27 protein-coding genes are annotated in these 25,508 nt (G+C 73.2%); 12 read left to right on the top strand and 15 right to left on the bottom strand.

Annotated elements, in window-relative coordinates; genetic code table 11:
• Nucleotides 1–201 precede the first annotated feature (201 nt).
• Nucleotides 202–354 (top strand): hypothetical protein, encoded by a 153-nt coding sequence (locus ABZ340_RS22860; protein WP_358783652.1) that lies wholly within the window; start codon nucleotides 202–204, stop codon nucleotides 352–354.
• Nucleotides 355–509: 155 nt separating this feature from the next.
• On the opposite strand, the gene ABZ340_RS22855 is transcribed toward ABZ340_RS22860, so the two are convergent.
• The 3 genes from ABZ340_RS22855 to ABZ340_RS22845 form a co-directional block, all read right to left on the bottom strand.
• Nucleotides 510–1,115 (bottom strand): MarC family protein, encoded by a 606-nt coding sequence (locus ABZ340_RS22855; RefSeq protein ID WP_358783651.1) that lies wholly within the window; start codon nucleotides 1,113–1,115, stop codon nucleotides 510–512.
• 103 nt (nucleotides 1,116–1,218) lie between these two features.
• The gene (locus ABZ340_RS22850; RefSeq protein WP_358783650.1) at nucleotides 1,219–2,076 is read right to left on the bottom strand and encodes a PHP domain-containing protein; all 858 of its coding nucleotides are present in this window, start codon (nucleotides 2,074–2,076) and stop codon (nucleotides 1,219–1,221) included.
• A gap of 116 nt (nucleotides 2,077–2,192) precedes the next feature.
• Nucleotides 2,193–2,834 carry a DUF6758 family protein gene (locus ABZ340_RS22845; RefSeq protein ID WP_358783649.1) on the bottom strand — a complete coding sequence of 214 codons (642 nt, stop codon included), beginning with the start codon at nucleotides 2,832–2,834 and terminating at the stop codon, nucleotides 2,193–2,195.
• Nucleotides 2,835–3,044: 210 nt separating this feature from the next.
• Here ABZ340_RS22845 and ABZ340_RS22840 point away from each other — a divergent pair, with 210 nt between their 5' ends.
• The gene (locus ABZ340_RS22840) at nucleotides 3,045–4,268 is read left to right on the top strand and encodes an MFS transporter (RefSeq protein ID WP_358783648.1); all 1,224 of its coding nucleotides are present in this window, start codon (nucleotides 3,045–3,047) and stop codon (nucleotides 4,266–4,268) included.
• A gap of 30 nt (nucleotides 4,269–4,298) precedes the next feature.
• Here the strand turns inward: ABZ340_RS22840 and ABZ340_RS22835 are convergent, their stop codons facing one another.
• Nucleotides 4,299–4,895: a suppressor of fused domain protein gene (locus tag ABZ340_RS22835; protein WP_358783647.1), complete on the bottom strand. Its 597-nt coding sequence runs from the start codon at nucleotides 4,893–4,895 to the stop codon at nucleotides 4,299–4,301.
• Between the two features lie 578 nt (nucleotides 4,896–5,473).
• Between ABZ340_RS22835 and ABZ340_RS22830 the strand changes: the two genes are divergently transcribed.
• A complete protein-coding gene (locus tag ABZ340_RS22830) occupies nucleotides 5,474–6,592 on the top strand; it encodes a magnesium and cobalt transport protein CorA (protein ID WP_358783646.1) in 1,119 nt (372 codons plus the stop codon).
• A gap of 24 nt (nucleotides 6,593–6,616) precedes the next feature.
• A complete protein-coding gene (locus ABZ340_RS22825) occupies nucleotides 6,617–7,129 on the top strand; it encodes a hypothetical protein (RefSeq protein WP_358783645.1) in 513 nt (170 codons plus the stop codon).
• Between the two features lie 19 nt (nucleotides 7,130–7,148).
• Here ABZ340_RS22825 and ABZ340_RS22820 read toward each other — a convergent pair whose 3' ends face one another.
• Nucleotides 7,149–7,889: a hypothetical protein gene (locus ABZ340_RS22820; protein WP_358783644.1), complete on the bottom strand. Its 741-nt coding sequence runs from the start codon at nucleotides 7,887–7,889 to the stop codon at nucleotides 7,149–7,151.
• A 222-nt stretch (nucleotides 7,890–8,111) separates the two neighbouring features.
• On the opposite strand from ABZ340_RS22820, the gene ABZ340_RS22815 reads away from it, so the two are divergent.
• The 3 genes from ABZ340_RS22815 to ABZ340_RS22805 are packed head-to-tail and all read left to right on the top strand — an operon-like array spanning nucleotide 8,112 to nucleotide 11,210.
• The gene (locus ABZ340_RS22815; protein WP_358783643.1) at nucleotides 8,112–9,443 is read left to right on the top strand and encodes a CBS domain-containing protein; all 1,332 of its coding nucleotides are present in this window, start codon (nucleotides 8,112–8,114) and stop codon (nucleotides 9,441–9,443) included.
• Nucleotides 9,433–10,032, top strand: coding sequence for a DUF1003 domain-containing protein (locus ABZ340_RS22810; protein ID WP_358783642.1), 600 nt, complete (start codon nucleotides 9,433–9,435; stop codon nucleotides 10,030–10,032). The genes ABZ340_RS22815 and ABZ340_RS22810 overlap by 11 nt, the downstream gene beginning before the upstream one ends.
• A gap of 44 nt (nucleotides 10,033–10,076) precedes the next feature.
• Nucleotides 10,077–11,210: an Mrp/NBP35 family ATP-binding protein gene (locus tag ABZ340_RS22805; protein WP_358783641.1), complete on the top strand. Its 1,134-nt coding sequence runs from the start codon at nucleotides 10,077–10,079 to the stop codon at nucleotides 11,208–11,210.
• A 73-nt stretch (nucleotides 11,211–11,283) separates the two neighbouring features.
• Here ABZ340_RS22805 and ABZ340_RS22800 read toward each other — a convergent pair whose 3' ends face one another.
• The 5 genes from ABZ340_RS22800 to sigE form a co-directional block, all read right to left on the bottom strand.
• Complete coding sequence (locus ABZ340_RS22800; protein WP_358783640.1) at nucleotides 11,284–11,973, bottom strand: hypothetical protein; 690 nt, start codon at nucleotides 11,971–11,973, stop codon at nucleotides 11,284–11,286.
• 322 nt (nucleotides 11,974–12,295) lie between these two features.
• Entirely contained in the window at nucleotides 12,296–12,733 is a 438-nt protein-coding gene (locus tag ABZ340_RS22795) for a sec-independent translocase (RefSeq protein ID WP_358783639.1), read from the bottom strand.
• A gap of 192 nt (nucleotides 12,734–12,925) precedes the next feature.
• Complete coding sequence (locus ABZ340_RS22790) at nucleotides 12,926–14,929, bottom strand: trypsin-like peptidase domain-containing protein (RefSeq protein WP_358783638.1); 2,004 nt, start codon at nucleotides 14,927–14,929, stop codon at nucleotides 12,926–12,928.
• A gap of 130 nt (nucleotides 14,930–15,059) precedes the next feature.
• A complete protein-coding gene (locus tag ABZ340_RS22785) occupies nucleotides 15,060–16,076 on the bottom strand; it encodes a zf-HC2 domain-containing protein (RefSeq protein ID WP_358783637.1) in 1,017 nt (338 codons plus the stop codon).
• Nucleotides 16,073–16,861 (bottom strand): RNA polymerase sigma factor SigE, encoded by a 789-nt coding sequence (gene sigE / locus ABZ340_RS22780; protein ID WP_358783636.1) that lies wholly within the window; start codon nucleotides 16,859–16,861, stop codon nucleotides 16,073–16,075. Before sigE ends, ABZ340_RS22785 begins: the two co-directional genes overlap by 4 nt.
• A 230-nt stretch (nucleotides 16,862–17,091) precedes the next feature.
• Between sigE and ABZ340_RS22775 the strand changes: the two genes are divergently transcribed.
• Complete coding sequence (locus tag ABZ340_RS22775; RefSeq protein WP_358783659.1) at nucleotides 17,092–17,745, top strand: O-methyltransferase; 654 nt, start codon at nucleotides 17,092–17,094, stop codon at nucleotides 17,743–17,745.
• 181 nt (nucleotides 17,746–17,926) lie between these two features.
• Here ABZ340_RS22775 and ABZ340_RS22770 read toward each other — a convergent pair whose 3' ends face one another.
• Nucleotides 17,927–18,094, bottom strand: coding sequence for a DUF3117 domain-containing protein (locus ABZ340_RS22770; RefSeq protein WP_003966491.1), 168 nt, complete (start codon nucleotides 18,092–18,094; stop codon nucleotides 17,927–17,929).
• Nucleotides 18,095–18,470: 376 nt separating this feature from the next.
• Here ABZ340_RS22770 and ABZ340_RS22765 point away from each other — a divergent pair, with 376 nt between their 5' ends.
• Nucleotides 18,471–19,274: an enoyl-CoA hydratase-related protein gene (locus ABZ340_RS22765; protein WP_358783635.1), complete on the top strand. Its 804-nt coding sequence runs from the start codon at nucleotides 18,471–18,473 to the stop codon at nucleotides 19,272–19,274.
• Nucleotides 19,275–19,290: 16 nt separating this feature from the next.
• Here ABZ340_RS22765 and ABZ340_RS22760 read toward each other — a convergent pair whose 3' ends face one another.
• Together ABZ340_RS22760 and ABZ340_RS22755 are read right to left on the bottom strand one after the other, a co-directional pair.
• Complete coding sequence (locus ABZ340_RS22760; RefSeq protein WP_358783634.1) at nucleotides 19,291–19,875, bottom strand: DNA-3-methyladenine glycosylase I; 585 nt, start codon at nucleotides 19,873–19,875, stop codon at nucleotides 19,291–19,293.
• Entirely contained in the window at nucleotides 19,872–20,309 is a 438-nt protein-coding gene (locus ABZ340_RS22755) for a DivIVA domain-containing protein (RefSeq protein ID WP_358783633.1), read from the bottom strand. The genes ABZ340_RS22760 and ABZ340_RS22755 overlap by 4 nt, the downstream gene beginning before the upstream one ends.
• Before the next feature lie 297 nt (nucleotides 20,310–20,606).
• Between ABZ340_RS22755 and folP the strand changes: the two genes are divergently transcribed.
• On the top strand, nucleotides 20,607–21,467 hold the full coding sequence (gene folP / locus ABZ340_RS22750) for a dihydropteroate synthase (protein ID WP_358783632.1): 861 nt from the start codon (nucleotides 20,607–20,609) through the stop codon (nucleotides 21,465–21,467).
• Nucleotides 21,468–21,498: 31 nt separating this feature from the next.
• On the opposite strand, the gene ABZ340_RS22745 is transcribed toward folP, so the two are convergent.
• Together ABZ340_RS22745 and dapE are read right to left on the bottom strand one after the other, a co-directional pair.
• Nucleotides 21,499–22,257 carry a TIGR00730 family Rossman fold protein gene (locus tag ABZ340_RS22745; RefSeq protein ID WP_358783631.1) on the bottom strand — a complete coding sequence of 253 codons (759 nt, stop codon included), beginning with the start codon at nucleotides 22,255–22,257 and terminating at the stop codon, nucleotides 21,499–21,501.
• A gap of 122 nt (nucleotides 22,258–22,379) precedes the next feature.
• Nucleotides 22,380–23,459, bottom strand: coding sequence for a succinyl-diaminopimelate desuccinylase (dapE, locus tag ABZ340_RS22740; protein ID WP_358783630.1), 1,080 nt, complete (start codon nucleotides 23,457–23,459; stop codon nucleotides 22,380–22,382).
• Nucleotides 23,460–23,622: 163 nt separating this feature from the next.
• Here dapE and ABZ340_RS22735 point away from each other — a divergent pair, with 163 nt between their 5' ends.
• A complete protein-coding gene (locus ABZ340_RS22735; RefSeq protein WP_358783658.1) occupies nucleotides 23,623–24,582 on the top strand; it encodes a heavy metal transporter in 960 nt (319 codons plus the stop codon).
• Nucleotides 24,583–24,891: 309 nt separating this feature from the next.
• Nucleotides 24,892–25,323: an ATP-binding protein gene (locus ABZ340_RS22730; RefSeq protein ID WP_358783629.1), complete on the top strand. Its 432-nt coding sequence runs from the start codon at nucleotides 24,892–24,894 to the stop codon at nucleotides 25,321–25,323.
• Nucleotides 25,324–25,508 lie beyond the last annotated feature (185 nt).

The following is a 25,508-nucleotide window of genomic DNA, read 5'->3' as shown; positions in this document are numbered from 1 at the left end:
CGGTCCCGCGGCGGTGGCACCCGGCCCGCGACCTGGACGCTTACCGGTCGGTAATTAGTTGTTCGAAAAATTTCTTTAGCGTAGGGAATGTTTGTAACACAAGGCGCGTTGACTATGAACGGAACCGGGGACACCACTGCCTCCGGCTCCTTCACCAGTAGTTCTCCTCAGGAGGATGACCAGACGAAGGGAGAGGCACACATGCGTTTTGAAGTGATGCGACTCGACGACGTCGACGGTACGCCCGTCGACACCACGGTCGTGGACGCCGCCTCCGTCAACCGAATCGTCCAGCAGGCCGCCGCCATCGGACAGCGCCTGTGGATCCGCCCGGCCGGCACCTCGGCCTCGTAGCGCGGAGCCTTCGACACGGCTGTACACGGCCACACACGGCTCCATACGGCCGCTCACAACCGCATACGACTGCACAAGACGCTGGGAAGCCCCCGTACGGACGTGCCGTACGGGGGCTTCGCCGTCGCGCGCCTCACGCGCGCTTCACGCGTGCCTCACGCGCCCTGGATCACCTGCGTGAGGCCGTTGATGATCTGCTGCACGGCGATGGCGGAGAGCATCATGCCCGCGAGCCGGGTCACCAGTACCACGCCGCCGTCCTTGATGACCCGGATGATCAGCAGCGAGTAGCGCATCACCAGCCACAGCACCACGTGGATGGCGAGGATCGCCGCCCACACCGACACCTGCGTGGTGACGGTGTGGGCCTTCTGCACGGCGAGGATGACCGACACGATCGCACCGGGACCGGCCAGCAGCGGCATGCCCAGCGGCACGAGCGCGACGTTGACGTCCTTGGTCTGCTTGGGCTCGTCGGTCTTGCCGGTGAGCAGGTCCAGCGCGATCAGCAGGAGCAGCAGCCCGCCCGCGATCATCAGCGCGGGCACGGACACGTGCAGGTAGTCGAGGATCCGGTGCCCGAGCACGCCGAACACGGTGATGACGCCGCCGGCGACGCAGACGGCCTGCAGGGCCATCCGCTTCTGCACCTTGGCGGTCCGGCCGGCGGTCAGCGCGAGGAAGATCGGGGTGATCCCAGGGGGATCCATGATGACGAAAAGGGTGAGGAAGAGAGAGCCGAAGACGGCGACGTCGAACATGGGTGTGCCTTGCGAGGGGGTGCGGAAAGTCCGGGAAAGGACGTACTGACGTGGATGTGCGGGAGGGGGCAGGTACCAGAACCCGTCGGCCCCCGGCGGAGTCTCAGGCCCCGCCGGCCCCCGGCACGGGGAACGCCCCGAACGCCCGCCGCGTGATCTCCCCGTACACCTCGGGGTCCGTCGTGTACTCGCCGAGCCCGCAGGTCTTGCGGCTGCCGTGGTAGTCACTGGAGCCGGTCACCAGGAGCCCGAGCTCCTTCGCCAGCCCGCGCAGCCGCGCCCGGGTGTCGGCGTCGTGGTCCATGTGGTCGACCTCGATGCCGTCGAGCCCGGCGGCGGCCATCTCGGCGATCGCGGACTCCGGGACCGTACGGCCGCGCTTGGCGGCGGCCGGGTGCGCGAACACCGAGACCCCGCCGGCCCCCTTGATCAGCCGGATCGCCTCGAAGGGGTCGGTCTCGTGCTTGGGCACATAGGCCCGCCCCCCGTCGGCCAGCCACTCCTGGGTGAAGGCGTCGCCCACGGTCGCCACGACGCCGAGTTCGACGAGGGCGGAGGCCACGTGCGGGCGGCCGACCGAGCCGTCGCCGGCGATGCGCGCGACCTGCTCCCAGGTGACGGGCACGCCCAGCTCGTTGAGCCGGGCGACCATGCCCTTGGCCCGCGGCACCCGGTCGTCCCGGACCAGCTCGCGCTCGGCGAGCAGGTCCGGCTCCGCGGGGTCGAAGAGGTAGGCCAGCATGTGCATGCTGACGCCGTCGAGGCGGCAGGAGAGCTCGGCCCCGGTGACCAGCGTCAGCCCCTCGGGCAGCGCGGCGACGGCCTCGGCGTGCCCGCGGGTGGTGTCGTGGTCGGTCAGCGCGACGACGTCCAGACCGGCCGCGGCGGCTTTGCGCACCAGCTCGGCCGGGGTGTCGGTACCGTCGGACGCGGTGGAGTGGGTGTGCAGATCGATGCGCACGACGCTGACTCCAGGCGGTGACGGTACGGAAGGGGACGCTCCAGGATAACCGGGTTCCCACCCGTCCCCGTCACACCCGAACCGCCCGCACGCCCCCTACACCAGCGCGCACTCCGTCACGGCTCGATCAGCCGGGGGGACAGCGCCCCGCACGGCACCAGCTCCACCTCGGCCCCGGCGTCCCGCAGATCGGCCAGCACCAGCTCGTCGTACATCAGCAGCCCCGACTGCTCGGGCCACACGACGGCCCACAGCCACATGCCGAGCGCCTCGCCGGCGAAGACGGCGCGGTCGGCCGGGGCGCCGGAGACGTGCCAGAGCGGGGTCGGCCGGCCACCGGCCAGGACCTTGGCCTGCGCCGGCTTCCCGACGTCCATGTACGGCCCCGGGTCCGGGGCGTCGATCCCCGCGTACCGCGCGCCGAGCCCCACGCCGAGCTCCTCGGCGACCAGGATCAGCTCTCCCATGCCGCCGAGCGGGCCGGGACCGGAGCAGGCCACCGCCGTGGCGCGCCCGCCGCTGCGGTCGTCGCCCGCGCAGGCCACGCCCGTGAACAGCCAGCCGACCGGCAGCGGCCACGGCATCCACACCGGCACCTGGGTGCGGTGCACCACGACACCGAGGGCCTCGACGCTGGGCGGGACCACGGGCTGCAGCGGATACACGGAACCGTGCGCATCGCACTGCCACGAATCGGCGAAGAGGCCGGGAGCCCTGACCCGGCCACCGCACTTCGGGCAACTGGGTTCGCCCCTCATAGGGCTCCACGGTCCTCCCCCTGTCCCGCCACGTCAAGGACGATCACCCGTCCGGGGGTGGAAACGGTGGCGGAACCGCTCGCCGAACAGATGGATGTATGTTGCATTAGTTAGCCGCCCTAACTTACTATGGGCATACATCAACCATCTGCGTGACCTCTGCGCCGACCGTCCGCCCGCTTCTCGGGACCGGTCGGGATTGGAGCAAGCATGGACCCGTTCGACGCGGGAGCCGGCGGCATCCTGAAGCAGCCCAAGGCGGTGTGGGCGACCGCCGGCGCGTCCGTCGTCGCCTTCATGGGCATCGGACTCGTCGACCCGATCCTCCCCTCCATCGCCAAGGGACTGAACGCGGACGCCGGCCAGGTCTCCCTGCTGTTCACCTCGTACTTCCTCATCACCGCCGTCGCGATGCTGGTCACCGGGTTCGTCTCCAGCCGCATCGGCGGGCGCAAGACCCTGCTGCTCGGCCTCGCGTTCGTCGTGGTCTTCGCGGGCCTGTCGGGCACCTCCGGCACGGTCGGCCAGCTGGTCGGCTACCGGGCCGGCTGGGGGCTGGGCAACGCGCTGTTCGTGTCGACGGCCCTCGCGGTCATCGTCGGCGCCGCGGCGGGAGGCAGCGCCGCGGCGATCCTGCTGTACGAGTCGGCCCTCGGCCTCGGCATGGCCTGCGGCCCGCTGCTGGGCGCGCTGCTCGGCGACGCCAGCTGGCGCTACCCGTTCTTCGGCACCGCGTTCCTGATGGCCGTCGGCTTCCTGTGCATCACGGCGTTCCTGAAGGAGCAGCCCAGGCCGGCCCGGAAGACCTCGCTGCTGGACCCGCTCAGGGCGCTGGGCCACGGCGGGCTGGCCTCCGCCGCGATCTCGGCGTTCTTCTACAACTACACGTTCTTCACCGTGCTGGCCTTCACGCCGTTCGTGCTGGACATGACGCCGTACAGGTCGGGCGCCGTGTTCTTCGCCTGGGGTGTGCTGCTCGCCGTCTTCTCGGTGATCGTGGCGCCGCGGATGCAGGAGCGGTTCGGTTCGCTGAGGGTGCTGGGCGGCTCGCTGGTGCTGCTCGCCGCCGACGTGCTCGTCCTCGGGTACGGCAGCCACGCCACCGCCGTCGTCTGCACGATCCTGTCCGGTGCCCTCATCGGCGTGAACAACACCGTCTACACCGAGCTGGCCCTGGGCGTCTCGGACGCGCCGCGGCCGGTGGCGAGCGCGGGCTACAACTTCGTGCGCTGGTTCGCGGCGGCCGCCGCCCCGTACCTCGCACCGAAGATCGAGGAGTGGACCGACGTCCACGTCCCGTTCGCGGTGGCGGCCGTCACCGCGCTGGCGGGCGCGGCCGTGGTCGCCGTACGGCGCCGGGCGCTCACCCGCGAGGCCGGGGAGCAGGAACCGAAGCACGCGGCCGAGGACGGGGTCTCGGCGTTCGCCAACTGACCTCCGCCGGGCCCTCCTTGGTGAGATGGGTCACTCGAGCGGTACGGACCGGCGGGAGGGGTCCCGCAGGTCCGTGCCGTGCGTCAGCCAGCGTTCCCGCAGGGCCTGGGCGCCGTGCACCCGCTTCCAGGCGGCCTCGTTCGGCGTCATGGGCAGCAGCGGCAGGAAGCGCACCGGGTCCAGGGGCGCGTCGAGCTCCAGGTCCTCCACCAGGCCGCCCGGCTCGGCCACCAGGACCGAGGTGAACGGGGCGCCCGGCCACAGCGGTTCGCCGACGTCCAGGGAGGCGCCCGGAGCGACGACCAGCCCCTCCACCTGGGGGGACGCGGCCAGGACGGCGAGCGGGCGGAGCACCTTGTCGGTGTCGGCCAGCCCGGCCCGCACGGAGAGGACCAGCTCGGCGCGGGGGCCCTTGACGGGGTCGGCGAGCATCGCCGTGGGGTCCGTCATGGGGTGCGCGGACATGCCGAGCGTGGCGTAGCGCACGATGTCGCCCTCCGGGCCGGAGCCGGGGAAGCGGAGCACCTCGATGCGGTCCGTGCCGAGGAAGGTGACCGCCGCGCGGGCGTCCGGCTCGCCCAGCGCCGTGCGCAACCGGGCTTCGACCAGAGGAAGAACATCTGCCATGCGGCGAGCATAGAACTCGTCGGCGACGGGCAAAGCGGCACCTTGACACGCCGGGCGGCTGATACTCTGGGCCGGTGGTTCGGGGCCGCACGCAGAAGCGTCCGGTATCAGGCCCCGGCGCAGATGAAATCTCCCCTACGGGGAACCCCTACTGGGGTGTGGATCGTCCCTCACGAGGGACCGGCCGGAGGAGGTGGGGCTGGCATGGACCGAAGTCGACCGTGCAGTACCACCCGCTCTTCCGGCCGCTGATGCAGCCGCTCCGGTTCCGCCGGCTCGACCCGGCTCCACCGGCCGCCGCCTCTTGCGCTCGCACCTTCACGCGGAAGAGCACTTCGTCTCGTTTTGCCTGACCGGTCCGGTCGCCTCCGGTCCGTGTCGGGAGCTGAATCCGTAGCCATCGGTAGCCATCAGCAGCGACCTGCCGCCACCGCGACGGTGCGGTGCTCCCCGCTTTGTGGACGCGCCAAACATCCTTCCCTGCCCGAAGGGCGGGAAACCCTGGTGCGGACGTCCTCATTCCGGGTAGTTCCACCCGCCGCCGGCGTCGCTCGCTGCCCGTCGCGAAGGAGCCTGCCATGTCGATGATCCGTGACCTGCGTGCCGTCGTGCGCCCGTCGTCCCGTGTCTCGCTGCGCAAGGAAACCGGCACGTACGACACCACCCGTGACCCCGCGACGGCCTCCGCGGTCGTCGACTGCGCCGTCTACCGCGACGGCCGGCGGGTGGAGACCGGCGCTCCGCTCGGTCCGCAGGAGGCGATGCGCCTGGTGCGCCGGGACGGCGGTTTCGTGTGGATCGGCCTGCACGAGCCCACGGAGGACGAATTCGCCGGGATCGCCCGGGAGTTCGGGCTGCACCCGCTGGCGGTGGAGGACGCCGTCCAGGCCCACCAGCGGCCCAAGCTGGAGCGCTACGACGACTCGCTGTTCACGGTCTTCAAGACGATCCACTACATCGACCACGACCGGCTCACCGCCAACAGCGAGGTCGTCGAGACCGGCGAGGTGATGTGCTTCACCGGACGGGACTTCTTCATCACCGTCCGGCACGGCGGGCAGGGCTCGCTGCGCGGCCTGCGCCGCCGCCTCCAGGACGACCCCGAGCTGCTGGCCAAGGGCCCCTCCGCCGTGCTGCACGCCATCGCCGACCACGTCGTCGACGGCTACATCGCGGTCGCCGACGCGGTGCAGGACGACATCGACGAGGTCGAGACGGAGGTGTTCTCCCCGGGCCGCAAGGGCGCCCCGCGCGGCACGGACGCCGGCCGTATCTACCAACTCAAGCGCGAGGTGCTGGAGTTCAAGCGGGCGGTCTCGCCGCTGCTGCGCCCCATGCAGCTGCTGAGCGAGCGTCCGATGCGGCTGATCGACCCCGACATCCAGAAGTACTTCCGGGACGTCGCCGACCACCTGGCCCGGGTCCAGGAGCAGGTCATCGGCTTCGACGAACTGCTGAACTCCATCCTCCAGGCCAACCTCGCCCAGGCGTCCGTGGCGCAGAACGAGGACATGCGCAAGATCACCTCGTGGGCCGCGATCATCGCCGTGCCCACCATGGTCTGCGGCGTGTACGGCATGAACTTCGAGCACATGCCGGAGCTGCACTGGCGCTACGGCTATCCGCTGGTCCTCGGCGTCACGGTCGCCATCTGCCTCGGCATCCACCGCACGCTCAAGCGCAACGGCTGGCTGTGAGGGTCCCTGGTTAGGCTGGGGCCCATGACAAGTGAGCTGCTCGACCAGGCCCTTATCGAGGAGGCCACCAAGAAGTCCGGCCTCGTCTGGGTCAAGGCTCCGGCGGGCCCGGCCCGGGCGCTGTGGCACGTCTGGCACGAGGGAGCGGCCTGCGTGGTCGGCGACGGTCCGGGCGAGCAGCCGCTGGCGGGCCTGGCCGACGGGGCCACGGCCGAGGTGACGGTCCGCAGCAAGGACAAGGGCGGCCGGCTGGTCTCCTGGACGGCGACGGTCGTGGAGCTGGCGTCCGGTTCCGAGGCGTGGCAGGCGGCGGTCGCCGAGCTCAAGGGCAAGCGGCTCAACGCCCCCGACGGCGAGGCGATGCCCGAGCGGTGGGCCCGCGAGTGCCGGGTACTGCGCCTGGAGCCCACCGGGGCCACCCGGCCGCTGCCCGACGGCTCCCTGGCCCAGGCCCCGGTGCCGACGCCGGCGACGACGCGCCGGCCGGTGCCCGCGGCGCTGCCCCGGCTGCTGCTCAAGCGGCGCAAGCGGCGCTGATCCCTCCGGCGGCCCTCCCCTACGACTGGGGGAGCTGGCCGCCGTAGTCGAGGGTCTCGTCCTTCGCCGGCGCCTGGAGCGGGAAGTCCTTGCCCCAGTCGGAGAAGCCGAGCGTGCCCGCGCTGCCGGCCCGCACCAGGCGCAGCGGATACGGCGTGCCCTCCAGGGAGACGTCCAGCGTGCCGCCGGCGCCCCGGTCACCGGTGATGCGGATGGTGCGGACCCCGGCCTGCTCGTGCCGGCCGTCGGTCTCCACCGTGCCGTGCAGGGTCAGCAGACCGTCCAGGAGGACGTCCTTGTAGGTGAAGCCGCTGAACTTCTTGTACGAGGGGTCGCCCTGCGGCACCTTCACGTACTTGCCGGCCAGCTTCTCGGCCGCGGCGGCGTCCGCGTCGCCGTCGTGGCTCCAGAAACCGGCGTCGGCCTTGAGGAAGAGCTGCTCGCCGACCCGCAGCAGCCGGAACGTGGTCCCCTGCGAGGTGACCGAGCCGGTACCGCCCTCGGATTTCAGCCGCATGTCGAGTTTGTAGGTGCGCCCGCTGGTGACCACGGACCCGTGCAGACGTACGGCATCGACGGACTCGGCGGCGGCCCGGGTCTTGCGCTGGATCTGGTCGGCGGGCAGCTTGCCGACCCCGTTGGTGCCCGCGTCCGGGTCCTCGCCCCCGCACCCCGTCAGCGCCGTCCCCGTCACCATCAGCGCGCACAGCGCGCTCGCCAGCGCGGCCCTGCGATTACGGGCCTGGGGAATCGCGGTCACAGGTGGGGCTGCCTTCCTGACGGGGATCCTCGACGGCGTACCGCAGAGTACCGGTGCCGTGCCGGCCGGGCGGAGCCGGTCCGTCCGGCCCGCTCACCAGGGCGGAGCCGATCGGTACGGGCTAGCCTGAAGCCCACCCGAGCGGGCAATCCGGATAAGGAACGCACTCACCGACACCCTTCGACGAACCAACCCGTACGGACACGAAAAGGAGCCGCGGCCATGGCAGCGGGCGCCCCCCGGATCTTCGTCTCGCACCTCGCCGGTGTCGCCGTCTTCGACCCCAACGGCGACCAGGTGGGACGCGTGCGCGATCTGGTCGTCATGCTCCGCGTCGGCCGCAAGCCCCCGCGGCTGCTGGGCCTGGTCGTCGAACTGGCCACCCGACGCCGCATCTTCCTGCCCATGACCCGCGTCACCGGCATCCACTCCGGCCAGGTGCTCACCACCGGCGTGCTCAACGTGCGCCGGTTCGAGCAGCGGCCCACCGAGCGGCTCGTCTTCGGCGAACTGCTCGACCGGCGGGTCACGCTCGTCGCGACCGGCGAGGAGGTCACCGTCCTGGACCTGTCGGTGCAGCAGCTGCCCCGCCGGGACTGGGAGATCAACCAGGTGTTCGTGCGCAAGGGCAGGAAGGGGGGCGCCTTCCGGCGGGCCAAGGAGGAAAGGCGCGTAGCGCTTCCTTGGAAGGGTGGTGGCGGGAGACGGGCGGGAGAGACGCTGACCGTGGAATGGTCCGACGTCACCGGCTTCTCGCTGGAGGAGCACGGGCAGGGCGCCGAGAACCTGCTCGCCACCTTCGAGCAGCTGCGCCCCGCCGACCTCGCCAACGTCCTGCACCACCTGTCCGCCAAGCGCCGCGCCGAGGTCGCCGCCGCCCTCGACGACGAGCGCCTGGCCGACGTGCTGGAGGAGCTGCCGGAGGACGACCAGATCGAGATCCTCGGCAAGCTGGCGGAGGAGCGCGCCGCGGACGTCCTGGAGGCGATGGACCCCGACGACGCGGCCGACCTGCTCGGCGAGCTGCCGGAGGAGGACAAGGAGCGGCTGCTGAGCCTGATGCAGCCCTCCGACGCGGCCGACATGCGGCGCCTGATGGCGTACGAGGAGCACACCGCGGGCGGTCTGATGACCACCGAGCCGATCGTGCTGCGCCCGGACGCCACCGTCGCCGACGCCCTCGCCCGCGTCCGCAACCCCGACCTGTCCCCCGCCCTCGCCGCCCAGGTCTACGTCTGCCGCCCGCCCGACGACACGCCCACCGGCAAGTACCTGGGCACCGTCCACTTCCAGCGCCTGCTGCGCGACCCGCCGTACACGCTGGTCGGCTCGATCATCGACGACGACCTCCAGCCGCTGGAGCCGCGGGCGGCGCTGCCGGTGGTCGCCGGGTTCTTCGCCACGTACGACATGGTGGCGGCGCCCGTCGTCGACGAGGCCGGGTCGCTGCTGGGGGTGGTCACCGTGGACGACGTCCTGGACCACCTGCTGCCCGAGGACTGGCGGGAGACCGAGTACCACCTGGAGGAGGGGGTGGGGGCCGATGGCGCCTGAGCGGGAGACGCCCCGGGAGCGCACGGTGGCGGGGGCGACGGCCACCGGCCGGCCCCGGGGCCCCCGTCTGGACCAGCCGCGCCCGCCGCGGCGCCGGGTGCTGCCCGAGTGGGACCCGGACGCCTTCGGGCGGCTGTCGGAGCGGATCGCGCGCTTCATCGGCACCGGGCGGTTCCTCGTCTGGATGACCGTCGTGATCATCGTGTGGGTGGTCTGGAACGTCAGCGCCCCCGCGAGTCTGCGGTTCGACGAGTACCCGTTCATCTTCCTGACGCTGGCGCTGTCGCTGCAGGCCTCCTACGCCGCCCCGCTGATCCTGCTGGCGCAGAACCGGCAGGACGACCGGGACCGGGTCAACCTGGAGCAGGACCGCAAGCAGAACGAACGGTCGATCGCGGACACCGAGTACCTGACCCGCGAGATCGCCGCCCTGCGCGTCGGCCTCGGCGAGGTCGCCACCCGGGACTGGATCCGCTCCGAACTCCAGGACCTGGTCAAGGAGCTGGAGGAGCGGCAGAACGGCCACCACGCCAAGGCCGGCGTATTCCCGGCGGAACGGCCGGACGGGAGTGACGTACGCGACCACTGACGGGGCTTTCCGGGGGGTGCGGGCGGCGCCGTACCATCGTTGCCATGGCTACGGAAGACGCGGTGCGCGAGGCACTGGCGACGGTGAACGACCCCGAGATCAACCGGCCCATCACGGAACTCGGGATGGTCAAGTCGGTGGAGATCGGCGCGGACGGGGCGGTCGCGGTCACCGTGTACCTGACGGTCTCCGGCTGCCCCATGCGGGACACCATCACGCAGCGCGTGACGGAGGCGGTCGCGCGCGTGGAGGGCGTCACGCGCGTCGACGTCACGCTCGACGTCATGAGCGACGAGCAGCGCAAGGAGCTGGCGGCGGCCCTGCGCGGCGGCCAGACCGAGCGCGAGGTGCCCTTCGCCAAGCCGGGCAGCCTCACCCGCGTGTACGCGGTCGCCTCCGGCAAGGGCGGCGTCGGCAAGTCCTCGGTGACGGTGAACCTGGCCGCGGCGATGGCGGCCGACGGGCTGAAGGTCGGTGTCGTGGACGCCGACATCTACGGCCACTCCGTGCCGCGCATGCTGGGCGCCGACGGGCGTCCCACCCAGGTCGAGAACATGATCATGCCGCCGTCGGCGAACGGCGTGAAGGTCATCTCCATCGGCATGTTCACCCCGGGCAACGCGCCGGTCGTCTGGCGCGGCCCGATGCTGCACCGCGCGCTCCAGCAGTTCCTGGCCGACGTGTACTGGGGCGACCTGGACGTGCTGCTGCTGGACCTGCCGCCCGGCACGGGCGACATCGCGATCTCGGTCGCCCAGCTGGTCCCGAACGCCGAGATCCTGGTCGTGACGACGCCTCAGCAGGCGGCGGCCGAGGTCGCCGAGCGGGCCGGCTCCATCGCCGTCCAGACCCACCAGAAGATCGTCGGCGTGGTCGAGAACATGTCCGGCCTGCCCTGCCCGCACTGCGGCGAGATGGTCGACGTCTTCGGCACGGGCGGCGGCCGGCTCGTCGCCGACGGCCTGACCCGCACGACCGGGACGAACGTGCCGGTGCTCGGCTCCATCCCGATCGACGTCCGGCTGCGCGAGGGCGGCGACGAGGGCAGGCCGGTCGTCCTGTCCGACCCGGAGTCCCCGGCGGGCGCGGCGCTGCGCGCGATCGCGGGCAAGCTCGGCGGGCGGCAGCGGGGGCTGGCGGGCCTGTCGCTGGGGATCACGCCGCGCAACAAGTTCTGAGCCCCGCGGGCTCCGCGGACCCCGCGAGTCCGGTGACAGGGGGCGCCGCCCGGCCGGACGGCGCCCCCTGTCCTCACTCCGCCTGTGCGTCCTGCGCGTAGACCGCGATGTCCTTGACCGCGGCGAAGCCCAGCCCGTAGGGGCTCATGCCCCTGCCGTACGCCCCCAGGTGGACGCCCTGCTGCGTGGACCCGGCGAGCACCCAGCCGAACTCGGACTCCCGGTAGTGGAAGGTCGTGGGCGCGCCGTCCACGGGGAGGGACAGCGTCGACCAGTCCGGGCCGTCGAGGTCGTCGGCGAGCGTCCAGGCGGTCTCCGTCTGCTGCTCCAGCCAGTCGTCACGCAGGGAGTGGTCCATCTGGCCGGGCCAGGTGAACGACAGCAGCCCCACGCCGGCCAGCCAGGCCGCCGAGGACACCGACGTGGCCTCCAGCAGGCCGGTGCCGTCCGCGCTGCGCCGTACGGGGTTGGCGGCGACGGTGACGACGACCGCGAACTTCCCCTTGGCGTCCTTGTCACCGCCGGACGCGTACTCGTTGCGTACCGACGGCTCGTCGCCGTGCCCGACCGAACCGTGCTCCACGGCCCCGTCGGCCGCCGTGCCGACCTGCATCAGCCAGCGCGGCCCGGTGAAGGCCTCGTCGAGGCCGTACCACGGGAAGGGCGCCCGCAGGTAGCCGTCGACCGTACGCCGGGCGGAGGGGGCCTGTTGTCCGCCCTCCGCGGCCGGTGCCTGCGCGACCGACCGACTCGTCGTCTCCATGTTCCCGGACGCCTCCTTGCTCTCGTCGGACCGGAACGGCCCGCCCCCCATCGGGCGACGCTGCTGGTTCACGCACGGCCCGCACAACAACTCGGCAGCATAGCCACACCGCTGGGAGCGGCAGGGAAACGCCCGGCGCGTGGGTCGCCCGGGCGTCGTGTTCGGGCCGCGCGCGACCGGAATGGAGTAAACGGAGCAGCGGAGGCGACGCGTCCGGCGGGCGGTGACGGGTCCGGCCGTACGGCGGTGCTGTGCCCGGCCCGCGGGCCGGGGCGTGCCCGGCGTCCGGAGGCCGGGCCGGGAAGGCGCCGGGCGCCTGGGCTCAGGTGGCGTCCGCGTCGAAGGGCGGGCGGTCGTCGAGGGCGGCGGGCCCGGGCTTCTTGGTCATGTCGATCCGGCCGCCGGAGGTGCCGGCGGGCCCCGGGGACGCCTCGGCGTCACGGCCGTGGACCGCGTCCGTGACCTCGGCCATCTCCTTCTTCAGGTCGAAGCTGCTGCGGATCTCCTTCAGCCCCAGGTCGTCGTTGTCCAGCTGCTTGCGGAGGAACGTCTTGGGGTTGAGGTCCTCGAACTCGAAGTCCTTGAACTCGGGGCCGAGCTCCTGCCGGATGTCCTGCTTGGCGCTCTCCGAGAACTCGCGGATCTTCCGGAGCGTGCGCATCACGTCCTGGATGACCTTCGGGAGCTTGTCCGGGCCGAAGACGAGCACGGCGAGGACGACGAGCGTCACCAGCTCGAGCACCCCTATGTCGTTGAACACCTGAAGCTCCTTGCGATGTCCTGAGTCCTCGGCCCTCGGGCTGGTCTGTGCGGCGGTGCCTGATCTGTGCGGCGGTGCGCGGATCTTCCGTGGTCCGGGCCGGATCCACGGTACCCGCCGATCCTGCCCGACCGGTACCGTCCTGTGACCTCCGGGTGTGTGTCAGTGCTCGCTTTCCGGATTGTTTGCCTGTCAGTCACCGGTGGAGGAGCCGAGCACCAGCGACACCTTCCGTTCCTTGCCGCCGCGCTCCAGGGTCAGCTCCAGGCGGTCGCCGGGGCGGTGGGCGCGGGTCTTGACGATGAGTTCCTCACCGGAGTGGACGCGCTCTCCGTCGACCGCGGTGATGACGTCGCCCGGCCTGATCCCGGCCTTGGCGCCGGGGCCGCCCGCGGTGACCGGGGGGCCGCCGTCGCCGCCCTCGGTGCCGACCCGGGCGCCGTCGCCCGGGTAGCTCATGTCGAGGGTGACGCCGATCACCGGATGGGCCGCCCGGCCGGTGTTGATCAGCTCTTCGGCGACCCGGCGGCCCTGGTTGACGGGGATGGCGAAGCCGAGCCCTATGGAGCCGGCCTGGCCGCCGTCCGGGCCGGTGCCGCCGTCGGCGGAGCGGATGGCGGAGTTGATGCCGACGACACGGCCCCGGGAGTCCAGCAGCGGGCCGCCGGAGTTGCCGGGGTTGATGGGCGCGTCGGTCTGCAGGGCGTCGACGTACGACACGTCGCTGCCGTCGCCCTCCTCGCCGCCGGCCGTGATGGGCCGCTCCTTGGCGCTGATGATGCCGGAGGTGACCGTGCCCTCCAGGTCGAAGGGGGAGCCGATGGCGACGACGGGGTCGCCCACCCGCACGTTGTCGGAGTTGCCGAGGGGCAGGGGGGTGAGGCCGCGCACGCCCTTCACCTTGACGACGGCGAGGTCGTACCCGCTGTCCCGGCCGACGACCTCGGCCTCGGCGGTGGCGCCGCTGTGGAACGTCACGGAGATCTCGCCGTCGTCTCCGGCGGGCCCGACGACGTGGTCGTTGGTGAGGATGTGGCCGCGGCCGTCGAGGACGAAGCCGGTGCCGGTGCCCTGCTCCCCGGCCCCGCTCACGTGGAGCGTCACAACGCTGGGCAGGGCCCGGGCGGCGATCCCGGCCACGCTGTCCGGGTCCCGCCCGGCCGGCTCCTTCCCGGCCTGCGGGAGCTCCACCGCGCCCACACCGCCGTTCCGCTCCAGCTGAACGCCCACGACGCCGCCGGCGACCCCGGAGACGGCGGCGAGCAGCACGGCCCCGCCGGCGAGCGCGGTCCGCGTCCGCCGGCGCCGCTGCCCGTGGCCGGGAACGGCGGCCCCGGTCTGCTGGAGCGGCGCGGGCACGGCCGCCGCGGCCCAGGGGTCGTAGCGGCGCCAGGGGTCGGGCGCGGCGGGGGACGGCGGGGCGGGGGGCTGTGGGAAGGCGGCCGGTGGGGAAACGGGCGGAGGGGCGGTGGGAGCGGGCGCCGCGGCAGCCGGGCCGGGCGCAGGCGTCGCAGCGGTGCCCGGCCCGGGGGGCACAGCGGTGTCCGGGCCGGGCACCGTGGCGGCGGCCGGGGCCGCACCGGGCGCGGCGGGCTGCGCCGGATCCGGCGAAGGCACCGCCGCACCGTGCGCCGAGGCCCCCGCGAGGCCCGGGGCCGTGCCCGGACCGGGCGCCGTGGCGGCGGCCGGGGGCGGCACGGACGCCGTCGGCGGCAACGGGTCCGGCGGGAGCAGGGGCGTGCCCTGCGCGGGGGTCGCCGCGGGGTGCTGGACGGGCGGCGCGGGGGCCCAGGGGCCCGGTTGGCCGTAGGGCGGGGTGTGGTGCTGCTCGGGGTCGTGCGGGGGCCGCTCGGCGGCGGAGGCGCCCGCGGTCACGGTGACCACGGCCTCGGCCGGGAGACCGGAGCCGATGCCGGAGCGGTCCGTCCCGGCACCGGACCCGGGTGACCCGGCACCGGATCCGGGTGACCCGGCACTGCCTTCGCCGTCGGCCGCCCGGCGGAGGTCCGCCTGCGACGCGGGCCGCTCCAGCTCGTAGTCGCCGTCGTCGGCGGTCCGCCGGGCCGGCGTCGCGGGGCGCGCCGGTTCGAAGTCGCCGTCGGTCCCGGCTCCGCCCGGAGTCTCGTCCGGTCCGGCAGCGGCCTGCGGGCGAGGCCGGCTCCACCCCTTCGCCTTCGTGGGCTTCCCCTCGTTCATACTCTCCCCACACCCGGCCGCGGCACGGCTCGTCGGCGGTGTCCGCAGCTCCTCGGCCCGCAGGCGTGGTTCGCCTCCGGGGCGCCACACCGGATTCAACCAGGTCCACGCCCGCGCGCGCAGACCCCGGTCAGGGGGCCGGCGGAGCGGAGGCGGAGGGCGCCTCCTGGGCCGGGGCGGGGCCGGGAGCTGCGAACGGGCCGGAAGCGGTGACCTGGGGGGCCACGGGCCAGGAGGACAGGACGAGCGGCGGGGCGGCTTCGAGCGGACGTATCAGCGGGGACAGGACGGCGCCACCGGGCGGCAGGGGGGCGGCCGACGCCCGCGCGGTCTCCGCCTGCTGCCGGCCGGTCCCGGTGCCGGGCAGCCCGGGCAGGAGCGGCGCGGACACCATGGCCGGGGCCACCGGGGTGTCGCCGAGCGACCGCTGGCCCTGCACCTGCCCCAGCAGCGGGCCGGCCGAGCGGCGGCGCTGGGACTCGGGGGCCGCGGTCGCGCCCGTGCCCTGGGTGCGCGTCGGGGTGACGTTGCTGCCGGACCCGGAGCCGCCGCGCGCCTCCGAGGTGGTGTCCGGGATACCGGCGGTGACGCCGCCCAGCGCGATCGCGGCCAGCGACACGGCCCCGGCCGCGGCGAACGCGAACCGCAGGCCGCGCGAGGCGGACCGGTCGCTCTCGTGCCGGCTGACGTCGTGGACCCTGAAGCCCTGGCCCGGCGAGGAGACCGGCAGGACGGAGGGGTGCGACCGGGAGGGCACGTAACCGAACTCGAAACGCTCGCTCCGCTTCTCGCCGAAGACCCCGGCGCCACCGGGCCGACCGGACGGTCCCGGAAGCCCGGAGCGTCCGCCGGAGAACCCGCCTCCGCCCAGCGGCGGGCCGCCGTCGTGGGTGCCGCTCGTCCCGGGCAGGCCCTGAAGGCGGGCCAGGAGGCTCTCGGACGGCGGCGGTGGCGCGGCCTGCGCGAAGACGCTCTTCAGCCGGCGCTGCGCGTCGACCTCCGCCTTGCACTTCGGGCAGGTGGCCACGTGTGCCAGCACGCGCTCACGCGCGTCATGACCGAGCTCGCCGTCCACCAGGGCGGCGAGTCGATCCCCCAGATGCTGCTCCGCGAGGTGTCCCTCGGATGTGGGCCGTGATCCGCTCACGCGCTCGCGCCCCCTCCTCCCAGTGCGGGAACGCGGGGCACGAAGGAGCGGCGCTCGGCACGCGCCTGCGGGGAGCGGTGCGCGAGGGCCTTGCGCAGCTGGGAACGGCCGCGGTGGATCCGGGAGCGGACCGTGCCCAGCTTGACGCCGAGCGTCGCGGCGATCTCCTCGTACGACAGTCCCTCGATGTCGCACAGGACGACCGCGGCGCGGAACTCGGGGGCGAGGGTGTCGAGGGCCTGCTGGACGTCCGCGTCGAAGTGCGCGTCGTTGAACGCCTGCTGCGGCGTGGGCTCCCTGCTGGGCAGCCGCTCGGCCGCGTCCTCGCCGAGCGCGTCGAAGCGGATGCGCTGCTTGCGGCGGACCATGTCCAGGAAGAGGTTGGTGGTGATGCGGTGCAGCCAGCCCTCGAAGGTGCCCGGCGTGTAGGTGGACAGCGAACGGAAGACGCGGACGAAGACCTCCTGGGTGAGGTCCTCGGCGTCGTGCTGGTTGCCGGTGAGGCGGTAGGCGAGCCGGTAGACCCGGCCGCTGTGCGTGCTGACGATCTCCTCCCAGGTGGGCGGAGTCCACGCCGGCCCGTCCGCGTCGGTGGAGAAGGTCGCGGTCTGGGCACGGCCGGCATCGGGCCGGGCGGTGGCGTGGCTGGGGTCAGCAGCGGTGTCGTTCACGGATTTCGGCCTGCCCGCCGACCTGAGAAGGCGCCGCAGCACTCCTTCCCGATCCACAGGCGCAGCCGCACCTCCCCTGTCGGCTCTGGTGGTGTCCAGTGGAGCCCCTACCATAGCCACCTCGCCCGTTAGCTCCGGATAAGCGGTTTTACGAGAATTTGATCTGGACCGGTCCGGCTCGTACGGCCTCGCCGGCGCGCTCTCGGGGTGTCCGCCCATCCGCCGCCTCCCGACGCAGCCCGGCCGTCCCTGTGCCTTCTCGGCCCTCTCGTCCTTCTTTCCCTTCGAACGACCGGTCCCATCTGCGGGTTCCCGACGCCAACGGATACAGTCACGCCGAGGCAATCAGGGGACAGGAGAGGGTCATTACCGGCAACCGGCAGACGAGCTGGGCGTTCGCCGACGCCTATGTCGCCGAGGACGACGCGCTGCTCTGGGCCCGCGACCGGGCCCAGGAGGCGGGGCTGCGCTCGGTGTCGCCCGGCACGGGCGCGGCACTGCGGTTGCTGGCCGCCACCGTGGACGCCAAGGCGGTCGCGGAGATCGGGACCGGCTGCGGCGTGTCCGGGATCCATCTGCTGCACGGCATGCGGCCGGACGGGGTCCTCACCACGGTCGACACGGAGCCGGAGCACCAGCAGTCCGCCCGCCAGGCCTTCCGCGCCGCGGGCTTCGCCAGCAACCGGGCCCGTTTCATCCCCGGCCGGGCGCTGGACGTCCTGCCGCGCCTCGCGGACGCCGGCTACGACCTGGTCTTCTGCGACGGCGACCGCCTGGAGTACCCGGACTACCTCGCCGAATCGTTGCGTCTGCTGCGCCCGGGCGGGCTCGTCGTCTTCGAGGGCGCTTTCGCGAACGGGCGGACGGTGGACTCGGGCCCGCAGCCCACGGAGGTGCTGCGGCTGCGGGAGCTGCTGCGAACGGTGCGGGAGAGCCAGGAGCTGGTGCCGTCGCTGCTGCCGGTGGGCGACGGCCTGCTGTGCGCGGTGAAGCGGTAGCGACCCGCCCGGCCGCCGGAACGCGGAAACGCGGGGAAAGCGGGGATGCGGAAACGCGGAAACGCGGGGAAAGCGGGGATGCGGGAACGCTGAAACGCGGGGATGCGGAAACGCGGGAACACAGTCGCCCCGGTACCGCGTGCGGCACCGGGGCGACTGAACGGGTATGGACGCTTACGCGTCAGCCGACGACCTTCTTGAGGGCGTCGCCGAGCGCGTCGGCCTCGTCAGGGGTCAGCTCGACGACGAGCCGACCGCCGCCTTCGAGCGGAACGCGCATGACGATGCCCCGCCCCTCCTTGGTCACCTCGAGCGGGCCATCGCCCGTCCGCGGCTTCATGGCCGCCATGCTCGTTCCCCTTCCTGATACCAGCTCACGTCACAGCCGACGGCCCCAGAAGGGCACGCGCGGTCCGGCAAGGGACACGCGACACCGGCATCGAACACATTGCTTCCACACCATTATCCCGCATCGCAGGACCCGATGACCAACATCAGTCGGCATCGCTTGGGCAACGCGCGCGAGCAAAACCACTCAATTCGGCGATGCGGCTGCGATACTGCGCGCCCGCGCCCACATCCGCCGAATGGACCCGGACCGGACCTCTTTGACGCAGGTCACATGCCGCCCGCGGTCCGCTGCCGGCGATCTCCGTCATGCTGTGCTGCAGACACCGGACGTACCGAGCGGTACGCCCGCAGCCGCGACACGGAGGGGATACGCCATGGCCGACACCGTGCTCTACGAGGTGAGCGACGGACTCGCGACGATCGTGCTGAACCGCCCGGAGGCGATGAACGCGCTGAACATCGCCACCAAGGTCGCCCTCCGGGACGCGGTGCGCTCCGCGGCGGCGGACGACGCCGTGCGGGCGGTGCTGCTGACCGCCGCCGGGGACAGGGCGTTCTGCGTCGGACAGGACCTCAAGGAGCACATCGGGCTGCTCGGCGCCGGCCGGGAGGCGGGCTCGGGGCAGACGATGAGCACGGTGCGGGAGCACTACAACCCGATCGTGCGGGCGCTGGCCGGGGCGCCCAAGCCGGTGGTCGCCGCCGTGAACGGCGTGGCGGCCGGAGCGGGCTTCGGCTTCGCGCTCGCCGCCGACTACCGCATCGTCGCGGACACGGCGGCGTTCAACACCTCCTTCGCGGGCGTCGCGCTCACCGCCGACTCCGGCGTCTCCTGGACGCTGCCGCGCGTGGTCGGCCCCGGCCGCGCCGCCGACCTGCTGCTCTTCCCGCGCAGCATCGCCGCCCGGGAGGCGTACGAGCTGGGCATCGCCAACCGGGTCGTCCCGGCCGCCGAGCTGCGTACCGAGGCCGAGCAGGTGGCGCGGGCGCTGGCCGCGGGGCCCACGGCGGCGTACGCGGCGCTCAAGGAGTCCGTGGCGTTCGGGCTGACGCACTCCCTGGAGGAGACGCTGGAGAAGGAGGACGAGCTCCAGACGCGCGCCGGGGCCTCCGAGGACCACGCGATCGCGGTGCGGGCGTTCGTGAACAAGGAGAAGCCGAGGTATCTCGGGCGCTGACCCGCGGCGGGCCGGGTCAGCGGCGGCGGGCGGCGCAGTCCGCGAGGTGGTCGTCGACCAGCCCGCACGCCTGCATCAGCGCGTACGCCGTCGTCGGCCCCACGAAGCGCAGCCCCCGCTTCTTCAGGGCCTTGGACAGGGCGGCCGACTCCGGGGTGAGGGCCGGAACGTCCGCGAGGGTCTTCGGCACGGGGCGTCCGGCCGGGTCGGGCGCGTGGGACCAGATCAGCTCGTCCAGCTCACCGGGCGCCCATCCGGCCAGCACGCGCGCGTTGGCGAGCGTCGCGTCGATCTTGGCGCGGTTGCGGATGATGCCGGCGTCGGCGAGCAGGCGCTCACGGTCGGCGTCCGTGAAGGCGGCCACCTTGCCGATCTCGAAGCCGGCGAAGGCGGCGCGGAAGCCGGGGCGGCGGCGCAGGATGGTGATCCAGGACAGGCCGGACTGGAAGGCCTCCAGGCTGAGGCGTTCGAACAGCGCGTCGTCGCCGTGGACCGGGCGGCCCCACTCCTCGTCGTGGTACGTCACGTAGTCGGCCGCGGACAGCGCCCAGGGGCAGCGCAGCGCGCCGTCCGGACCCGCGACGGCCTCACCGGCGCTCACTCCCCGCCCTCCTGCTCGCCGTCCTCACGCTCGGTCTTCTCCGCGAAGCCCCGCTCGGCCTTCTCCACGGAGACGCGCCCGGCCTCCCCCGCGGAGGCGGGCGCGGCCCTCTCCCCGGGGGCGGGCGCGGCGGCGCGGGCGCCGGCCAGGGCCGCCTCCAGGCCGGCGATCCGGGCGTCGCGTTCGGCGAGCTCGGCGCCGAGGCGGCCCAGGGCGTCGTCGACGTCGGCCATGCGGTAGCCGCGCACGGCGAGGGGGAAGCGGAGGTGCTCCACGTCCGCGCGGCCGACCGGGCGGTCGGGGGGCAGGGGGTCCCGGAGCCGGTCGGGGACCGCCTCGGGCAGCGGGCCGTTCTCCCCGCCGCCCACCACGGCGAGTGTCACCGCGGCGACCACGACGGCGAGGGCGACGACCAGGAACAGGAACATAACCATCGCTTGAGGCCCCCACGCTCGGTGCCGGCGCGCGCGGCGCCGGCGAGGAAGTGTCGAGTCGACTTCAGCCCGGCCGACCGTGCCGAAGCCGCACGGCCGGAGTCGAATGTGTCAGGGTCCGATCGTGCCATGCGCCGCCGGCCGTTAGGGTCGCAGGCGGCCGAAGACCGGGAGAGACCCGGGAGGGACCCGGGAGGGACCGGCCGGGAGAGGCCCGGGAGAGACTGGGGGAGCCCCGGAAGACACCGGGGCGTACCCGGCGGGGTACCCGGCACGTACGAGGAGAGGTCACAGGGGATGCTCAGGCTGGGCAGGCGGGAATTCGAGCCGCACGAGCCGGTGATCATGGCGATCGTGAACCGGACCCCGGACTCCTTCTACGACCAGGGCGCCACCTTCCGCGACGAGCCGGCGCTCGCGCGCGTGGAGCAGGCGGTGGCCGAGGGCGCCGCGATCATCGACATCGGCGGGGTGAAGGCCGGGCCCGGCGAAGAGGTCACGGCCGAGGAGGAGGCGCGGCGCACGGTCGGGTTCGTCGCGGAGGTGCGGCGGCGCTTCCCCGACGTCGTGATCAGCGTGGACACCTGGCGCCACGAGGTCGGCGAGGCCGTGTGCGAGGCGGGCGCGGACCTGCTGAACGACGCGTGGGGCGGCGTCGACCCGAAGCTGGCGGAGGTCGCGGCGCGGTACGGGGTGGGGCTGGTGTGCACCCACGCGGGCGGCGCGCAGCCGCGGACCCGGCCGCACCGGGTGACGTACGACGACGTCATGGCCGACATCCTGCGGGTGACCCTGTCGCTGGCCGAGCGGGCGGTGGAGCTGGGCGTGCCCCGGGAGTCGGTGCTGATCGACCCCGGGCACGACTTCGGCAAGAACACCCGGCACAGCCTGGAGGCGACGCGGCGGCTCGGGGAGATGGTGGAGACCGGATGGCCGGTGCTGGTGTCGCTGTCCAACAAGGACTTCGTCGGGGAGACGCTGGACAAGCCCGTGAAGGAGCGGGTGCTGGGCACGCTGGCGACGACGGCGGTCTCCGCGTGGCTCGGCGCGCAGGTCTACCGGGTGCACGAGGTGGCGGAGACCCGGCAGGTGCTGGACATGGTGGCGTCGATCGCCGGGCACCGTCCCCCGGCGGTGGCCCGGCGAGGGCTCGCGTAGCGCCCCGCCGGCCCGACCCGGAGGAGAGGCCCTAGCGGCCCGCCTCCTTCGACACCAGCGCCACCGCCTCGTCCACGTCGTCCGTCACGTGGAACAGCAGCAGATCCTTCTCGGCGGCCTTGCCCTGGGCGATCACCGTGCCGCGGAGCCAGTCGACGAGACCGCCCCAGTAGGCGGTGCCGAACAGGACGATGGGGAAGCGGGTCACCTTCTGGGTCTGCACCAGGGTGAGGGCCTCGAAGAGCTCGTCGAGGGTGCCGAGGCCGCCGGGCAGGACGACGAACCCTTGCGCGTACTTGACGAACATCATCTTCCGGACGAAGAAGTAACGGAAGTTCAGGCCGATGTCGACGTACGGGTTCAGCCCCTGCTCGAAGGGCAGCTCGATGCCCAGGCCCACGGAGATGCCGTTCGCCTCGCAGGCGCCCCGGTTGGCCGCCTCCATGGCGCCGGGGCCGCCGCCGGTGATCACCGCGAAACCGGCCTCCACCAGGCCGCGCCCCAGCCGGACACCCGCCTCGTACTCGGGCGAGTCCACCGGGGTCCGGGCGGAGCCGAAGACGCTGATGGCGGGCGGGAGTTCGGCGAGGGTACCGAAGCCCTCGATGAACTCCGACTGGATGCGCAGCACCCGCCAGGGGTCGGTGTGCACCCAGTCGGTGGGCGCCCGCTCGTCCAGCAGGCGCTGGTCCGTCGTGCCGGCCTGGACCTGGCCGCGCCGGCGAAGGACCGGTCCCAGCCGCTGCTCCTCGGGCGGACGCTTCTTGCCCTCGGGGTTGCCGGTAGCCATGCGAGCTCCCTCCGCTTGCGGTTTCCTGCACCTCAGCGTAGATCTACGCGGGTTACGTACGGGGGACCTCAGCATGTCCGCCACGCAGCGCCGTGAAACCCGTTCCGGGACGGCCGGGCAGGTCAGGCGGTCAGCCAGGCCCTCAGCCGCTCCTCCCCCGCCAGGATCTTGGCGACCTCCACGCGTTCGTCGCGCTTGTGGGCCAAGTGCGGGTTGCCCGGTCCGTAGTTGACCGCCGGGACACCCAGGGCGGAGAAGCGGGAGACGTCCGTCCAGCCGTACTTGGGCTGCGGGGTGCCGCCGACCGCCTCGATGAAGGCCACGGCGGCCGGGTGGGACAGGCCCGGCAGCGCGCCGGGGCTGTGGTCGTCGACGACGAACTCCGCGACCCCGCAGTCGGCGAACACCTCGCGGACGTGGGCGAGGGCCTCCTCGGGCGTGCGGTCCGGCGCGTAGCGGAAGTTGACGGTCACCACGCACGCGTCGGGGATGACGTTCCCGGCCACCCCGCCCGAGATGCCCACCGCGTTGAGGCCCTCGCGGTACTCCAGGCCGTCGATGACCGGGTACCGGGGTTCGTAGGCGGCCAGCTTCGCCAGGATCGGCGCCGCGGCGTGGATCGCGTTGGAGCCCATCCAGCCGCGCGCGGAGTGGGCCCGCTCGCCCGCGGTCTTCAGCAGCACCCGCAGGGTGCCCTGGCAGCCGCCCTCCACCTGGCCGTCCGACGGCTCCAGCAGCACCGCGAAGTCGCCCTGGAGCCACTCGGGGTGGGCCTCGGCCACGTGCCCCAGCCCGTTGAGGTGGGAGGCGACCTCCTCGTTGTCGTAGAAGACGAAGGTCAGGTCGCGGTTGGGGGCCGGGACGGTCGCCGCGATGCGCAGCTGCACGGCGACGCCCGCCTTCATGTCGCAGGTGCCGCAGCCCCACAGCACCCCGTCCTCGTCCAGCCGCGAGGGCACGTTGTCCGCGATGGGCACGGTGTCGATGTGCCCGGCGAGGATCACGCGCTGGGACCGCCCCAGGTTCGTGCGGGCCACGACGTTGTTGCCGTACCGGTCCACGGTGAGGTGCGGCAGGGCGCGCAGCGCGGTCTCGATCGCGTCCGCGAGCGGCTTCTCGGAGCCGCTGACGGAGGGGAAGTCGACGAGCTGGGCGGTGAGCTTCGCTGCGTCCAGGGCGAGGTCAAGCGGGGTGTCGGCCATGCCGTCGACCCTAGCGCGCCGGTCTTGCGCCCACCGCCTGCCCACGGTCCCCACCAGGCACGGGAGGCACGGTTTTCTCCAGTACCTTGTATCCGTGTCAGAGCCGTCTCCCACCGTCACCGTCACCCGCCGCGGCCGTCTCCTGCGCGTCGGGGCGGCCTTCGTGGTCCTGCTCGCGGTCGCCGGTTACCTCGTGGTGCAGTACGTCACCGGCGGCACGGGCGCACCGGGATGCAAGGTCGTCTCCGGCAAGGGCGACGGGGCGACGTACGAGTTCACGCCGGAGCAGGCGGTGAACGCGGCGACGATCACCGCGGTGGGCACCGCGCGCGGCCTGCCGGAGCGGGCCGTGACGATCGCGCTGGCGACCGCGTTGCAGGAGTCCGCGCTGCGGAACATCCGCCACGGCGACCGCGACTCCCTCGGCCTGTTCCAGCAGCGGCCCTCGCAGGGCTGGGGCACCCCGAAGCAGATCATGGACCCGGCGTACGCGGCGGGGAAGTTCTACGACCACCTGGCCGAGGTGCCCGGCTACACGCGGCTGCCGCTGACCGTCGCCGCGCAGCGCGTGCAGCGCAGCGGCTTCCCGCAGGCGTACGCCAAGCACGAGCCGGACGCCACGCTGCTGGCCGCCGCCCTCACCGGGCGGTCCGCGGCCACGCTGACCTGCGAGGGACGCCCGGACGCCACCCGGGCCGAGGGTGCCGGCTCCGTGCGCGCGGCGCTGGTGCGGGACTTCGGGCGCGATGTGCTCCAGCCGGCCGGCACGCGGGTGGACGGCGCGGCCTCGCCCGCCCCGTCGCCGTCCGCGAGCGGCGCGGACGGGTCCGACGGGTCCGACGGGCGGACCGTGACGCTGCCGGTGACGGCGGACTCGGCGGCGGCCGGGCGGAGCGCGGGGCAGCGCGGCTGGCAGCTGGCGCACTGGGCGGTGGCCAACGCCTCCGCGCTGCACATCAAGCGGGTCACGTACGCCGGGCGGGAGTGGACCGCCGGGAACACCGACAGCCGGTGGCGCCCGGTCGACGGCGACACCGAGGAGACCGTGGGCGCCGTGGGGACCTCGGGCGCCTCGGGTGCCGAGTGGAGCGCGGGAGCGGTGCGGATCGTCACTGGGCCCTAGTGCGAGCGTTCACCCGGAAGGGTCACGGGGCCCGCCGTGCGGGCGACGGGGCGCACGCATTCTCGAAGAGTCGCCCCGCGCCCGTCGGAACCCGCGGAAACACGGTGCCGTAAGGATTCGGCGCCCTTTCCGGCGGCGCCCTCTTCGCCCGCTTTCCGCGCATTCGATCATGCGACGCATTACCAACTCTTTACGTTGCGCTGCCGCAACCTTCGCGGACTTCGAGCGGTAGTCACTGCGTCCGAGCCCGGCCGGTCCAGCGCCGGGCGCGGTCGGATTCTCCACCGTTCACTCCGTCGAAGGAGCAACATGTCCCTCCCCCTGACCCGCCGGATCGCCCGTGCCGCGCTGCTCGTCGCTGCGGGAGCGGCTGCCGGGGTCGGTGCGGCCGGCTCCGCCAACGCGGCCCCCGAGCTGCCGGCCGCCCCGAACCTCGGCGGGCTGACCGCCCTGGACGGGGCGAACGTCGGCAACACCGTCGACGACGCGGCGCAGAAGACCACCGAGGCCGCGGGCGACACCGGCAGCAAGGCCGTGAAGAAGGCCGTGCCGGCCGCGGGCAAGACCGGCGGCAAGGTCGTGAAGAAGACCACGCCGGCCGCGCAGAAGGCCGCCGGGGAGGTGGCCGGCTCCACCGGTGACATCGTCGGGGACACCGCGCAGACCGCCACCCAGGGCGGCCTGCCGACGGGCTCGCTGGGCAAGGAGGGGCTGCCGGTCCAGGGGCTGCCGCTCACCTGACGGCCGGCTCCACCGGCCCGGCCGGCCGGCGTGAACCAGACGTGAACCAGGCGTGCACGACGACGGGGTCCAGGATTTCCCTGGACCCCGTCGTTCTGTTCCCGGCTGCCTTCCGGCCCCGTCGTTCTGTTCCCGGCTGCCTTCCGGCCCCGTCGTTCCGTTCCCGACTGTCTCCGGCCGTCGTC

Origin of the sequence: Streptomyces sp. NPDC006134, from assembly GCF_040628835.1 — a bacterium.
Taxonomy (GTDB): Bacteria; Actinomycetota; Actinomycetes; order Streptomycetales; family Streptomycetaceae; genus Streptomyces.
Note: the sequence above shows the minus strand (reverse complement) of the source record. Positions and strands in the feature narration are given on the sequence as shown.

What these genes read in the sequence shown, in the direction of transcription:
- ABZ340_RS22860 (WP_358783652.1), top strand. Translation starts at nt 202, where the DNA reads ATGCGTTTTGAAGTGATGCGACTCGACGACGTCGACGGTACGCCCGTC.
- ABZ340_RS22855 (WP_358783651.1), bottom strand. Translation starts at nt 1,115, where the DNA reads ATGTTCGACGTCGCCGTCTTCGGCTCTCTCTTCCTCACCCTTTTCGTC.
- ABZ340_RS22845 (WP_358783649.1), bottom strand. Translation starts at nt 2,834, where the DNA reads ATGAGGGGCGAACCCAGTTGCCCGAAGTGCGGTGGCCGGGTCAGGGCT.
- ABZ340_RS22840 (WP_358783648.1), top strand. Translation starts at nt 3,045, where the DNA reads ATGGACCCGTTCGACGCGGGAGCCGGCGGCATCCTGAAGCAGCCCAAG.
- ABZ340_RS22835 (WP_358783647.1), bottom strand. Translation starts at nt 4,895, where the DNA reads ATGGCAGATGTTCTTCCTCTGGTCGAAGCCCGGTTGCGCACGGCGCTG.
- ABZ340_RS22830 (WP_358783646.1), top strand. Translation starts at nt 5,474, where the DNA reads ATGTCGATGATCCGTGACCTGCGTGCCGTCGTGCGCCCGTCGTCCCGT.
- ABZ340_RS22825 (WP_358783645.1), top strand. Translation starts at nt 6,617, where the DNA reads ATGACAAGTGAGCTGCTCGACCAGGCCCTTATCGAGGAGGCCACCAAG.
- ABZ340_RS22815 (WP_358783643.1), top strand. Translation starts at nt 8,112, where the DNA reads ATGGCAGCGGGCGCCCCCCGGATCTTCGTCTCGCACCTCGCCGGTGTC.
- ABZ340_RS22810 (WP_358783642.1), top strand. Translation starts at nt 9,433, where the DNA reads ATGGCGCCTGAGCGGGAGACGCCCCGGGAGCGCACGGTGGCGGGGGCG.
- ABZ340_RS22805 (WP_358783641.1), top strand. Translation starts at nt 10,077, where the DNA reads ATGGCTACGGAAGACGCGGTGCGCGAGGCACTGGCGACGGTGAACGAC.
- ABZ340_RS22800 (WP_358783640.1), bottom strand. Translation starts at nt 11,973, where the DNA reads ATGGAGACGACGAGTCGGTCGGTCGCGCAGGCACCGGCCGCGGAGGGC.
- ABZ340_RS22790 (WP_358783638.1), bottom strand. Translation starts at nt 14,929, where the DNA reads ATGAACGAGGGGAAGCCCACGAAGGCGAAGGGGTGGAGCCGGCCTCGC.
- sigE (WP_358783636.1), bottom strand. Translation starts at nt 16,861, where the DNA reads ATGGTAGGGGCTCCACTGGACACCACCAGAGCCGACAGGGGAGGTGCG.
- ABZ340_RS22770 (WP_003966491.1), bottom strand. Translation starts at nt 18,094, where the DNA reads ATGGCGGCCATGAAGCCGCGGACGGGCGATGGCCCGCTCGAGGTGACC.
- ABZ340_RS22765 (WP_358783635.1), top strand. Translation starts at nt 18,471, where the DNA reads ATGGCCGACACCGTGCTCTACGAGGTGAGCGACGGACTCGCGACGATC.
- ABZ340_RS22755 (WP_358783633.1), bottom strand. Translation starts at nt 20,309, where the DNA reads ATGGTTATGTTCCTGTTCCTGGTCGTCGCCCTCGCCGTCGTGGTCGCC.
- folP (WP_358783632.1), top strand. Translation starts at nt 20,607, where the DNA reads ATGCTCAGGCTGGGCAGGCGGGAATTCGAGCCGCACGAGCCGGTGATC.
- ABZ340_RS22745 (WP_358783631.1), bottom strand. Translation starts at nt 22,257, where the DNA reads ATGGCTACCGGCAACCCCGAGGGCAAGAAGCGTCCGCCCGAGGAGCAG.
- dapE (WP_358783630.1), bottom strand. Translation starts at nt 23,459, where the DNA reads ATGGCCGACACCCCGCTTGACCTCGCCCTGGACGCAGCGAAGCTCACC.
- ABZ340_RS22730 (WP_358783629.1), top strand. Translation starts at nt 24,892, where the DNA reads ATGTCCCTCCCCCTGACCCGCCGGATCGCCCGTGCCGCGCTGCTCGTC.